Annotated in this window: 10 protein-coding genes; 6 read left to right on the top strand and 4 right to left on the bottom strand. The window is 71.9% G+C overall.

The window, feature by feature from the left end:
* Positions 1–28: 28 nt before the first annotated feature.
* The 5 genes from AC1DW8_RS15255 to ettA all read left to right on the top strand — a co-directional run bounded on the left by AC1DW8_RS15255 (position 29) and on the right by ettA (position 7,781).
* Positions 29–1,738: a SulP family inorganic anion transporter gene (locus AC1DW8_RS15255; protein WP_056775852.1), complete on the top strand. Its 1,710-nt coding sequence runs from the start codon at positions 29–31 to the stop codon at positions 1,736–1,738.
* Between the two features lie 133 nt (positions 1,739–1,871).
* Positions 1,872–3,581: a dynamin family protein gene (locus AC1DW8_RS15250; protein WP_478095069.1), complete on the top strand. Its 1,710-nt coding sequence runs from the start codon at positions 1,872–1,874 to the stop codon at positions 3,579–3,581.
* Positions 3,578–5,266, top strand: coding sequence for a GTPase (locus tag AC1DW8_RS15245; RefSeq protein ID WP_478095068.1), 1,689 nt, complete (start codon positions 3,578–3,580; stop codon positions 5,264–5,266). The genes AC1DW8_RS15250 and AC1DW8_RS15245 overlap by 4 nt, the downstream gene beginning before the upstream one ends.
* A 155-nt stretch (positions 5,267–5,421) precedes the next feature.
* The gene (locus AC1DW8_RS15240; RefSeq protein ID WP_056775857.1) at positions 5,422–6,030 is read left to right on the top strand and encodes a single-stranded DNA-binding protein; all 609 of its coding nucleotides are present in this window, start codon (positions 5,422–5,424) and stop codon (positions 6,028–6,030) included.
* A gap of 68 nt (positions 6,031–6,098) precedes the next feature.
* Complete coding sequence (gene ettA, locus AC1DW8_RS15235; RefSeq protein WP_056775859.1) at positions 6,099–7,781, top strand: energy-dependent translational throttle protein EttA; 1,683 nt, start codon at positions 6,099–6,101, stop codon at positions 7,779–7,781.
* Positions 7,782–7,844: 63 nt separating this feature from the next.
* On the opposite strand, the gene AC1DW8_RS15230 is transcribed toward ettA, so the two are convergent.
* Together AC1DW8_RS15230 and yczR are read right to left on the bottom strand one after the other, a co-directional pair.
* Positions 7,845–8,885 (bottom strand): magnesium transporter CorA family protein, encoded by a 1,041-nt coding sequence (locus tag AC1DW8_RS15230; protein WP_056827145.1) that lies wholly within the window; start codon positions 8,883–8,885, stop codon positions 7,845–7,847.
* A gap of 35 nt (positions 8,886–8,920) precedes the next feature.
* The gene (yczR, locus tag AC1DW8_RS15225; protein ID WP_056775863.1) at positions 8,921–10,366 is read right to left on the bottom strand and encodes a MocR-like transcription factor YczR; all 1,446 of its coding nucleotides are present in this window, start codon (positions 10,364–10,366) and stop codon (positions 8,921–8,923) included.
* 61 nt (positions 10,367–10,427) lie between these two features.
* Here yczR and yczE point away from each other — a divergent pair, with 61 nt between their 5' ends.
* The gene (yczE, locus tag AC1DW8_RS15220; protein ID WP_056827146.1) at positions 10,428–11,183 is read left to right on the top strand and encodes a membrane protein YczE; all 756 of its coding nucleotides are present in this window, start codon (positions 10,428–10,430) and stop codon (positions 11,181–11,183) included.
* Between the two features lie 4 nt (positions 11,184–11,187).
* Here the strand turns inward: yczE and AC1DW8_RS15215 are convergent, their stop codons facing one another.
* Complete coding sequence (locus tag AC1DW8_RS15215; RefSeq protein ID WP_056775866.1) at positions 11,188–11,730, bottom strand: 2'-5' RNA ligase family protein; 543 nt, start codon at positions 11,728–11,730, stop codon at positions 11,188–11,190.
* A gap of 13 nt (positions 11,731–11,743) precedes the next feature.
* Positions 11,744–12,370: a TetR/AcrR family transcriptional regulator gene (locus tag AC1DW8_RS15210; RefSeq protein ID WP_056775868.1), complete on the bottom strand. Its 627-nt coding sequence runs from the start codon at positions 12,368–12,370 to the stop codon at positions 11,744–11,746.
* Positions 12,371–12,372: the final 2 nt, after the last annotated feature.

Raw genomic sequence — 12,372 nt, 5'->3', positions numbered from 1 at the left:
GCGCGCCTGACGGGAGGGCGGCGCGCTCATGTCGGATCGAGCTTCTGGAGTCAGCAGGATCCCCATCATCGGCTGGCTGCGCTCGTACGACCGCAGCTGGCTCAGGGGAGACCTCATCGCCGGCGTCACCGTCCTCGCGCTCGTCGTCCCGAAGAACCTCGGCTATGCCGGCATCGCAGGGATTCCCGTGCAGAACGGCCTCTACGCGGCAGCCGCCGGGGCGATCCTCTACGCGATCTTCGGCACGAGCCGGCAGATCTCGGTGGGGCCGAGCTCGGGACTCGCGGCCGTCGCGGCGAGCGCCGTCCTCGCGGCCGGCATCGCCGACGAGAAGGCCGTCGCGTCGTTCGTCGCGGGGATCACCCTCGCGTCCGGGGTCCTCTACCTGCTCGTCGCGGTGCTGAAGATGGGGTGGATCGCCCAGTTCCTCTCCCGTGCCGTCGTCACCGGATTCCTCTTCGGGGCCGCGATCGACGTCGTCATCGGCGAGCTGCCCAAGCTCACCGGCACGAAGGTGTCGGGGAGCAACCCGCTCCAGGAGCTGCGGTCGTGGTTCACGACGCTCGGCGACGCGCACGGCACGACGGTGCTGGTGGGCGTCCTCTCGCTGGCCGTCGTCTTCGGTCTGCGCGTCGTCGCGCCGAAGGTGCCGGGTGCGCTCGTGCTGGTGGTCGGCGGTCTGCTCGCCTCGTGGCTGTTGGGTCTGGGTGACCACGGCGTCGCCCTCGTCGGAGACGTGCCGCGAGGTCTGCCCACCCTCGTGCTGCCCGACATGCAGCTGATGTGGGACCACGTCGGAGTCGGGGCCGTGGCGGCCTTCGCCCTGGTGCTCATCGGCTTCTCCCAGACCGCCGGCGACGCGCGCGCCTTCGCCGCCAAGCACCGCTACCAGATCGACATCGACCAGGAGTCGGTCGCGCAGGGGTTCGCCAACGCCGGTTCGGGCGTCCTGCAGGGGATGCCCGTCTCGACCAGCCTGTCGGCGAGCTCGCTCAACGACCACTCCGGCGCCAAGTCGGGGCTGGCCTCGCTCACCACGGGATTCGCGGTCCTCCTGACGCTGCTGCTCCTGGCGCCGCTCTTCTCCGACCTGCCCAAGCCGGTGCTGGCCGCCATCATCATCGAGGCCGTCGTCATGGGGATGATGGATCTCCCGGAGATGCGACGCCTCTTCCGTGTCAAGCGTTTCGACTTCGCGGTGGCCGTCGCGGCGCTGCTCGGCGCGCTCGTCTTCGGCGTGCTGGCCGGCGTCATCATCGGGGTGGCGCTGTCGATCTTCTGGCTCATCAAGGTCTCCACCCGACCGCACATCCCGACGCTCGCACGCGAGCCGGGCACGGACGTCTACCGCGACCTCGCCGACCACCCCGACGGTGAGACGGTCCCCGGCATCGTGGTGATCCGGATGGACGGCGGGCTGTTCTTCGCCACGTCCGACGCCCTCGAGGACCGCGTCCGTGAGGTCATCCACGAGGACCCGGCTGTCAAGGGGATCGTCCTGGACTGCGGCGGCATCGACTACGTCGACTCCCAGGGGTCGGCCAAGCTGGCCGACGTGCTCGACCTGGCCGAGGACTCCGGGGTCGTCCTGCGGCTGGCCAGGCTCAAGGCTTCGGTGCGGTCGACGCTCGAGCTCGACGGCGTCATGGAACGGCTCGGTGCCGACCACCTCCACGGCAACGTCGCCCGTGCCGTGGCGGCCGAGCGCCGGGAACGGGCTGGTCGGCCGGACGAGTGAGCGGCCGGACGCCCGTGTCCACCGGGCGGATCCGGTGCCCGCGTGGCACTCTCAGGTCACGACTCGGGGTATGTCGTAGAGGCGCGCCGCCTTTCAGTTTGGTTGTGCCAGTGCGACACGGAAGGATACGGGCGTGGCAGGTGATTCAGGGGTGGGCAATGCCCGTCTCCTCGCGAGCGTTCAGGCACTTCGGTCTGCCGTCTCCGACGCCTCCCTGCCCCTCGACCTCTCGTCGGCCCCGGCTGCGCGCCTGGCGCGCACCCGTCTGCTCGACCAGCTCGACGACTACGTCATCCCGCGCCTGACCTCGCTCGACGCCCCGCTCCTCGCCGTCGTCGGCGGCTCGACCGGCGCCGGCAAGTCGACGCTCGTCAACTCCGTCGTCGGGCGCGAGGTGACCCTGCCCGGCGTCCTGCGGCCGACGACCCGCTCGCCGGTGCTCATCCACCACCCCTCCGACGCCGCGTGGTTCTCGGGTCCGCGCATCCTGCCGACCCTGGCCCGCATCACCGGTCGTCACTCGTCGTCGGACGGCCCGGGCGCGGTGCGCCTCGTCTCGACGGACGAGGTCGCCGCCGGGCTGGCCCTGCTCGACGCGCCCGACATCGACAGCGTCGTCGAGGCCAACCGTGACCTGGCGACGCAGCTGCTCGCGGCCGCCGATCTCTGGGTCTTCGTCACGACGGCCGCCCGCTACGCCGACGCCGTCCCGTGGGAGCTGCTGCGCGAGGCCTTCGAACGCGGCACCGCCGTCGCCGTCGTCCTCGACCGCGTGCCCGCCGGCGCCGTCGACGAGATCCGCACGCACTTCGCGTCGATGCTGCGCGAGCAGGGGCTCGACCAGGCGCCGATCTTCACGGTCGTCGAGTCCGAGCTGGTCGACGGCCTGCTGCCTGCCGACCAGACCGAACGGCTGCGGGGCTGGCTCGCGGCTCTCGCCGGTGATGCGCAGGCTCGCGCCGACGTCGTGCGCCAGACCCTCCAGGGGGCGCTGGTCTCGCTCGACACCCGCACCCAGTCGCTCGTGGCCGCCTCCGAGGACCAGACCGCGGCGGGCCGGGCGCTCGTCGACGCGGCCGCAGCGGCCTACGACGAGGCCAGGGCGCAGGTCCACGCGGGCATGCTCGACGGCACGCTGCTGCGCGGCGAGGTGCTCGCCCGTTGGCAGGAGTTCGTCGGCACCGGAGAGTTCTTCCGGCAGGTCGAGTCGACCGTCTCGAGGGTGCGCGACCGGTTCACGTCGTTCCTCAAGGGAGAGCCGGCCCGGGCCGACCACCTCGGCGAGGCGCTCCAGTCCGGTGTGGAGTCCCTCGTGGTCAACCGCGCCGAGCTCGCGGCGGGCGCCATCTCGCGTTCGTGGCGCACCCTGCCCGGCGGCGACCAGCTGCTCACCGCCGACCCGGCCCTCGCGCGCTCGGGCACCGACCTCGACAAGCGGATCCAGCGCCTCGTCCGCGACTGGCAGGGCGACATCCTCCAGATGGTCCGCGACGAGGGCCGCGACCGCCGCACGACGGCCCGGATCATGGCCTACGGCGTCAACGGTCTCGGCGTGGTCCTCATGCTCGTGACCTTCGCGAGCACGGCTGGGATCACGGGCGCCGAGGTCGGCATCGCGGGCGGCACGGCCGTCGTCGGCCAGAAGCTGCTCGAGGCCGTCTTCGGCGACCAGGCCGTCCGAGAGCTCGCGCGCCAGGCCCGCGAGCAGCTGACCGCGCGCGTCGACGTGCTGTATGCCGCCGAGCTCGCCCGCTACGAAGGAGCTGTCACGACGTTGCACGTCGACACCGACCAGACCGAGCACCTGACCGCGGCCGCTGCAGCGGTCAAGGCTGCGCGATGAGCCCGATCAGGATGGGCCGCGCCCGGGTGGCGACGGTCTCGGCGGCCGAGCTGGGCACGCGCACGACCGAGCTGTCGATGGCGCTCGTGTCGGGTGCCGACGAGCTCGACCCCTCGGGCGTCGAGGTCGCGCGACGGGTCGTCGACCGGGCCGTCGAGCGTTCCGGCATCGCCGGTGACCACACGGTGGTCGCCCTCGCCGGGGCGACGGGCAGCGGCAAGTCCTCGCTCTTCAACGCCCTCGTCGGCGCCGACGTCGCCACGATCGGTGCCCGTCGCCCGACGACGTCCCGCCCGACGGCCGGCCTCTGGGGCGACGCCGACGCGTCCGAGCTGCTCGAGTGGCTGGTGGTGGCCTCCCGTCACGTCGTCGAGTCGTCGGCCGATGCGGGGGACAGGCCCGTCCAGGTCGCCGGTTCCCTCGACGGGCTCGTGCTCCTCGACCTGCCGGACTTCGACTCCCGCGAGCTCGAGCACCGTCGTGAGGCCGAGCGCGTGCTCGAGCTCGTCGACGTCTTCGTCTGGGTGACCGACCCACAGAAGTACGCCGACGCCCGCCTGCACGACGAGTTCGTGAGCCTCCTGTCGCACCACGACGCCGTCACCCTCGGCGTGCTCAACCAGGCCGACCGTCTGACCGCCGAGGGTGTCAAGGTCCTCACCCAGGACCTCACGAAGCTCCTCGTGGCCGACGGAGTCGCCGACGCCAAGGTGCTCGCGACGTCCGCCCTGACCGGCCAGGGGATTCCCGAGCTCAAGCAGCGACTGGCGAATGCCGTTGCCGGACATGCCGCTTCGCGTCAGCGCCTCAAGGCCGATGTCGTCGGTGCCGCGACGAAGCTGCGTCCCGGGGTCGCCGACTCCGAGGCGGACGTGGGCCGTGTGCCGCGCGAGGCCCTCGATGCCTCGCTGGCTCGCGCGGCCGGTGTCCCCATCGTCCTCGACGCCGTCGCGCGCGACTACCGTCGCGAGGCGTTCGCGCACACCGGCTGGCTCTTCGCCCGATGGACGAAGGGCTTCGCCTCGGACCCGCTCCGTCGTCTCCGTCTCGACCGCACCGGCGGACGGCCGCCGATCCCCGTCGAGATCGACGGCGCCGACGTGCGTGCCGTGCTCGGCCGGTCGTCGATCCCGGCCCCGACCGTGTCGACCGCCTCTGCCGTCGACCTGGCCACGCGCAGCTTCGTGCGCGACGCGTCCGAGGGGCTGCCGGTCCGCTGGGCCCAGGCCGTCGAGGACGCCGTCGACGGCGGCGACGGCGCGCTGAGCGACTCGCTCGACCGTGCTGTCATCGGCACCTCCCTTCGCGCTCGCCGGCCGGTCTGGTGGTTCGTCGTCAACATCCTCCAGTGGGTGCTGGGTCTCGTCGCCCTGGCCGGGCTCATCTGGTATGCCGTGCTGTGGGCCTTCGCGCTGCTGCAGCTCCCGCGCCCCGAGACCCCCGCCGTCGGCATCCTGCCGCTCCCGCTCGTCATGCTCGTCGTCGGCGTGCTGATCGGTGTCGGGCTCGGGATCCTGTCCCGGTGGTGGGCGCGCGTCGGGGCTCGGCACCGGCGGACCGTCGTCGGCAAGCGGCTGACCGAGTCCGTGGCGGCCGTGGCCGACGAGCACATCCTCATCCCCGTCGACGAGGTCCTCCTGCGTCACCGCGAGACCCGCGAGCACCTCGAGGCCGCAGCCGGCTGACGCGCCCCCGGGCGCAGGGGGCGCTGTCCACATCCCCCCGGCCCGGAGTCCTGGTGTCCACAGGCGGCTGACGTCCGCTGTCGCCCGGGCCTGTTGCGTCCGAGGGTGGGTGCAGGCGGCGCGAGGCCGCCCCTGGAACCCTCCGAGGAGCAGCGATGAACGAGACCCGCATCACCGTGCACGGCAACGTCGTGACCGAGCCCGTCGAGCGACACGGCCGCAACGGCAGCATCTTCACGACCTTCCGCGTCGCCACGACGCCCTACCGCCGCACTGCCGACGGTCGCTTCGTCGACGGGGACACGAGCTTCTACAGCGTCATCGCGTTCAACGCGCTCGCGGCCAATGCGGCCTCGGCGCTGCGCAAGGGCCAGCCGGTCATCGTCGAGGGCAACCTGTCGATCAAGCAGTACGTCGGCAACGACGGCCAGCCGCGCACCTCGCCCGAGATCGACGCCGACCACGTCGGTCACGACCTGTCGTGGGGACGCGCGAGCTTCGAGCGCGTCAGCCGCGCGGCCGCGCTCGGCCAGGACCGCACGGCCGACCCCGACGTCCAGGCGTCCGTGCGCGCCCTGACCGAGGGCGAGTCGGCCGTCGCCGACCAGCGTCCYGCCCACGTCGACGCGGACGGGGTCGTCGACGACGACTACGACCCCGGCGCGGACCCGGCCGACGGGGCGCGCGACGACGCCGGCGGGGTGCTCGCCACCGGTGATCCCGAGACCGACGACTACGAGGTCGTCGAGAGGCTCACGGCCTGACGCCGACGAGGTCCGCGAGCGCGGACACCGATTCGGTGCCGCGCTCGCTGACAGATAGCCTTCTGCGCATGGCCGAGTACATCTACACCATGACCCGTGCGCGCAAGGCACACAACGAGAAGGTCATCCTCGATGACGTCTCGATGTCCTTCTACCCCGGCGCGAAGATCGGCATGGTCGGCCCCAACGGCGCCGGCAAGTCGACGATCCTCAAGATCATGGCCGGACTCGACCAGCCGAGCAACGGCGAGGCGCGTCTGGCCCCCGGGGCGACCGTCGGCATACTCCTGCAGGAGCCGCCCCTCAACGAGGACAAGACGGTCCTCGGCAACGTCGAGGAGGGCGCCGGCGAGATCAAGGCGAAGCTCGACCGCTACAACGAGATCTCGGCCGAGATGGCCGACCCCGACGCCGACTACGACGCGCTGCTCACCGAGATGGGCAAGCTGCAGGAGGACATCGACCACGCCGACGCGTGGGACCTCGACAGCCAGCTCGAGCAGGCGATGGACGCCCTGCGCTGCCCGCCGCCGGACTCGCCCGTCACCAACCTCTCCGGAGGTGAGCGCCGCCGCGTGGCCCTCTGCAAGCTGCTCCTGCAGAAGCCCGACCTGCTGCTGCTCGACGAGCCCACCAACCACCTCGACGCCGAGTCGGTCCTCTGGCTCGAGCAGCACCTCGAGGGCTACCCCGGCGCCGTCATCGCGGTCACCCACGACCGCTACTTCCTCGACAACGTCGCCCAGTGGATCGCCGAGGTCGACCGCGGTCGCCTCTACCCCTACGAGGGCAACTACTCGACCTACCTCGAGAAGAAGTCCGAGCGACTGACGATCCAGGGCAAGAAGGACGCCAAGCTGGCCAAGCGGCTCAAGACAGAGCTCGAGTGGGTCCGCAGCAACGCCAAGGGTCGTCAGGTCAAGAGCAAGGCACGTCTGGCCCGTTACGAGGAGATGGCGGCCGAGGCCGAGCGCACCCGCAAGCTCGACTTCGAGGAGCTCCAGATCCCGCCGGGCCCGCGCCTCGGCTCGACGGTCATCGAGGTGAAGAACCTCAAGAAGGGCTTCGGCGAGCGCGTCCTCATCGACAACCTCTCCTTCTCCCTCCCGCGCAACGGCATCGTCGGCGTCATCGGCCCCAACGGCGTCGGCAAGTCGACCCTCTTCAAGACGATCGTCGGCTTCGAGGAGCCGGACGGTGGCGAGGTCAGGATCGGCGAGACCGTCAAGATCTCCTACGTCGACCAGGGCCGCGAGGGTCTCGACCCGAAGAAGAACCTCTGGGAGATCGTGTCCGACGGCCTCGACCACATGAAGGTCGGCAACGTCGAGATCCCCTCACGGGCCTACGTGTCGCAGTTCGGCTTCAAGGGCCCCGACCAGCAGAAGCTCTCGGGCGTCCTCTCCGGTGGTGAGCGCAACCGTCTCAACCTCGCGCTCACGCTCAAGCAGGGCGGCAACCTGCTGCTCCTCGACGAGCCGACCAACGACCTCGACGTCGAGACCCTCGGCTCCCTCGAGAACGCGCTGCTCGAGTTCTCCGGCTGCGCCGTCGTCATCACCCACGACCGGTGGTTCCTCGACCGCGTCGCGACGCACATCCTCGCCTACGAGGGCACCGAGGAGAACCCCGCCAGCTGGTACTGGTTCGAGGGCAACTTCGAGTCCTACGAGGCCAACAAGGTCGAGCGCCTCGGTCCGGAGGCCGCCCGTCCGCACCGCGTCACCTACCGCAAGCTGACGCGCGACTGACCGCGAGCGAGGGCGACGCCGTCGACGAGAGGGCCGGGATGCACGCATCCCGGCCCTCTCGCGTCAGATCCAGCCCTTGCGCCGGAAGACGCCGTAGAGCGTGACGGCCACGCCGGCGATGACGGCCGCGCTGAAGAGGACGCCCCAGGGTCGACCGAAACCGGGGTAGGGCACGTTCTGGCCGAACCATCCCGTCACGGCGGTCGGGACGGCGATGATCGCGGCCCAGCCGGTGAGCTTCTTCATCACCGTGTTGAGCCGGGCGTCCTGCAGCGACAGGTTGGTCTCGAAGATCGTCGTCACCATGTCGCGCAGCGACTCGGTCCACTCGGCGGCCCGGAGGACGTGGTCGTAGAGGTCGTCGTAGAAGCCGTCGAGCTCGGTGTGCCGCTGGTCGAGCTCACCCCGGTGCCGGAGCACCGCGTTGACGACGTCGCGCATCGGCAGCACGACACGTCGCAGCTCGACGAGCTCCTTGCGCAGCCGGTAGGTGCGCACCTGGACGGCGTGCGTGCGGCCGCTCTCGTCGAAGAGGAGGTCCTCGAGGTCCTCGATCGCGTCGTCGAGCTGCTGGATCGCCTCGAAGTGCCCGTCGACGACGGTGTCGAGCAGCCCGTGCACGAGTGCTCCGACGCCGAGCGCGAGCAGCTCGGGGTCGTCGTTCCACCGGTCGAGCACCTGCTGCATGTCGACCTCGTCGCTGCCGCGGACGGTGATGATGCCGCCCGGGAACACGAACGCCGAGATCCGTGCCGTGCGCAGGCGGGACTCCGGCCCCAGGGGCTCAGGACCGTTGGCGCCCGTCGAGGTGCCGCCGGGCTCGAGCCGGGTGGCATAGACGGTGAGGAAGGTGTGTTTGGCGTGCCGGGTCGCCTTCGGTCGCTCGCCGGCGGAGACGGCGTCCTCGACGGCGTGGGGGTCGAGCCCGAGCTCCGCGGACAGGGCGCGCAGGCCGGCGTGGTCCGGCTCGCACAGGTCGACCCAGATGAGCGAGTCCTCGCGACCCAGCAGCTCGGACACGTCCTCGAGCGGGAAGCCCTCGTCGACGACCTTGCCGTGCTCCCACCGGCAGGAGGTGATGCGCCCGGTTCCGTCGTTGCTCACCGGGCCAGTCTCGCAGCCCCGAGGCGCTGGCACGGTCAGGCGATGAGGGGCGTGACCTCGCGAGTCGTGGGGCGTTCGCCGAGCGCGAGCTGCCAGGCGGTGGCGAGCCGTCGGCCGACCTCGTCGGCCTCGTCGGGTGCGACGCAGAAGGGCACCCGGACCCAGCGGGTGAAACCGCCCTCGACCCCGAACTGTCCACCGCGGGCCAGCCGGACGCCGGCGGACTCGGCGACCCGAGCGAGCTCGTCGCCCCTGGCCTCCGGCAGCTCGCACCAGAGGTTGAGGCCGCCCGAGGGCACCGTGAGGCGCCAGTCGGGGACGTGCTGGCGCAGGGCCGTGACGAGGGCGTCGCGCCGGGATCGCGCCTCGCGCCGGCGCTCGGTCAGCAGGGACTCACCCTGCCGCAGCAGGTCGGTGACGACGAGCTGCTCGAGGATCGCCGTGCCGAGGTCGAGGCTGTGGCGGGCCTCGATGACGGCCTCGGCACCACCGCGGGGTGCTCGCACCCAGCCGACGCGCAGGCCGCCCCACCACGTCTTGCCGGCGCTGCCGAGGGTGTGGGCGGCGGGGGAGGAGGCCGCGAAGGGCGCCGCTCGTGCCGCGCCGTCCGGGTCGTCGAGGCCGAGCTCGACGAACGTCTCGTCGATGACCGGGACGGTGTTCGCCCGGGCCAGCACGCCGGCCAGCGCCTGTCGCGTGGGCGCATCCATGACGAGTCCGGTCGGGTTCTGGTGGTCGGGGATGAGGTATGCCGCCCGAGCACCGCTCTGACGCAGCCCGACCTCGATCGCCTCGACGTCCCACCCCGTCGCCGTCAGCTGCGCGGGCACTGCGCGGTATGCCGAACGCCGCACCCCCACGATGGCGTTCGGGTAGGTGGGGCTCTCGACGAGGACCCGGTCACCGGTGTCCAGCTGGGAGCGGAGCACGGCCGACAGTCCGCCGTGCGCACCGGAGGTGATGACGACCTGGTCGGGGGAGGTGGACAGCCCCCGGCCCTCGAACCAGGCGGCCACCGCGGCGCGTGTCTCCGGCAGCCCGCGTGGGTCGTAGCCTGCGGTCGCGAGGAAGCGCGGCAGCTCGAGAAGGGCCCGCTCGTAGGCCGCGGTGACACCGGCGGCGGCCGGGAGGGCGGCATACGTGAGGTCGATGACGTCCGGCGGCACGTCGGTGGGGATGAGGCCGGCCTGCGAAAGCGCGAGGCCCGAGGGCCCGGCCGGGAGGCAGACGACGCTTCCCGAGCCGCGCCGCGTCGCGACGAACCCCTCGTCGCGCAGGGCGTCGAGGGCCGCACCGACGGTCGTGCGGCTCAGGCCCAGCTCGGTCGTCAGCGTGCGTTCGCTCGGCAGCCGCGTCCCGACGAGGAGCCGTCCGTCGGAGACGAGCCGGCGGATGCCGTCGGCGAGGCCGCGATAGGCCGGCCGGGGGAGAGGACCGGACCCGAGAAGCAGAGCCAGTGACCGGGCCGAGATGGTGCGCACCGGTCCACTGTCCCACGACTGGCCCTTAAAAGGCAGTCCACTGGTCGGCATCATGGACGGTATGAGACGCCACGTCCCCCTCGCGAACCTCACTCCGCGGCAGCAGCTGCGTGCCGGCCGCCTCCCGCGCCGGGTCGTCCAGCTCCTCGTGGGACTCGTGCTCTACGGCGTCTCCATGGCGATGATGATCCGCTCGACGCTCGGCCTCGACCCGTGGGACGTCTTCCATGCCGGGATCGCCACGCACGTGCCGCTGACCTTCGGGCAGGTGACGATCATCGTCGGTGCGCTCGTCCTGCTGCTCTGGGTGCCGCTGCGACAGTGGCCCGGTCTCGGCACCGTGGCCAACGTCGTCGTCATCGGCCTCGCCGCCGACGCGGGTCTCGCCCTCATCGCGCCGCCCGAGGCGATGTCGGCCCGGGTGGCGCTCCTCGCGTCCGGCATCGTGCTCAACGGCGTCGCCGGTGGCCTCTACATCGGCAGCCAGCTCGGTCCCGGCCCCCGCGACGGGCTCATGACGGGTTTCGCGCGGCGCACCGGGCTGTCGATCCGGCTCGTCCGCACCACCATCGAGGTCGTCGTGCTCGCGGTCGGCTGGCTGCTCGGTGGACCCGTCGGCCTCGGCACCGTGCTGTATGCCGTGACGATCGGCCCGTTGGTCCAGTTCTTCCTGCCCCGGCTGACCATCGACCTCGGCCCTGCGGGAGCGCCGCCGCGTGAGGACGGCGCCGCGCCCGAGGAGGGCGCCGCCGCGCCCGAGGAGGGCGCCGCCGCCCCCGTGACGCCGACGTCGGCGATGGGCTCGACGACGAGCTGACGTCTCAGGCGCCGGTGAGGCGCCAGGACCGGAGCACCCTGCAGGCGCCCGGCTCGTACCACGCGAGGTCGAGTCGCTCGGCCCGGCAGCGGGCCGGGAGACGGGGAGCGGCCAGCCTGCGGGTCGACTCCTCGGTGACCACGTCGGAGAGGGCGTCGAGCGTCAGGTGCGGCACGACGTCACCGAAGCGACCGGCATACGGCGGGCACTGGGGGAAGGCGTCCCACAGCCGCGAGGTGAGGGCGGCGAAGGGCGCCGACGGCTCGGACAGCAGGTGGACGATCCCGTTGGGGAAGGTGTCGACGGCCTCGAGCGTGAACGCGAAAGGCTCTGTCGCTGCGGCGATCTCGGCGACGACGTCGAGCGCTGTCTGCGTCAGGGACTCGAGGTCGAGGAACGGCGCGAGCGCCGTGACGTGCGCGTGGACGAAGTCCGGGTCTGCCGAGACGTAGTCGGCGTCGTAGTGCCGCGTGCGGGCGAGGACGAACGGCTCGAGGGCCGGCACCGGCACCTGGAGCACCGAGTGGCCGGTGACGGCCGAGGTCACGATGGGGGCACGCTCAGTGCCCGGCGCCCACGAGCCGCAGCGCGAGTGCGGCGTTCGTCGCGCCGATCTCGGCGGGACTGCGTCGGATCGTCGGGGAGTACCAGCGGGCCACGTCGACGACGATCGAGAGCAGGGCCAGCGCGGTGTCGGCGCTGTCGTCGACGGAGAACGTGCCGTCGGCCACCCCACGGTCGAGGACGTCACGCACGAGGGAGTCCATCTCCTTGCGCAGCTTGAGGACCTCGGCGTGGTGCTCGGGGGTCAGGTGGTGGTGCTCGTACTGCACGACGCGGGCCACCTGGTACTGCTCGACGTGCCACTCGGTGAAGCGCGCCATGACGGTGACGAGCTCCTCGGCGGGCGTCGAGCCCTCGGCGATGGCCGAGCGCAGGAGGCGCAGCGCGGACTCGTGGCCGCTGCGGCTCAGGGCGAAGAGCAGCTCCTCCTTGGAGCCGAAGTGGACGTAGACCCCGGCGGGCGAGAGCCCGGCCCCGGAGGCGATGTCACGGGTGGTCGTGGCGTGGAAGCCCTTGTCGGCGAATGCGTGGGCCGCGGCCTGGAGGAGCCGCTCGACGGTCGAAGCGTCGGGGTCGGACGTCCGGGCGCCGACGGACGGCGGGGTCGTGGTGGGCTGCGGCACGT

This window comes from Terrabacter sp. P2_E3 (genome assembly GCF_056403915.1).
The sequence above is the reverse complement of the archived record's forward strand: the minus strand, read 5'-3'. Positions and strand labels throughout refer to the sequence as shown.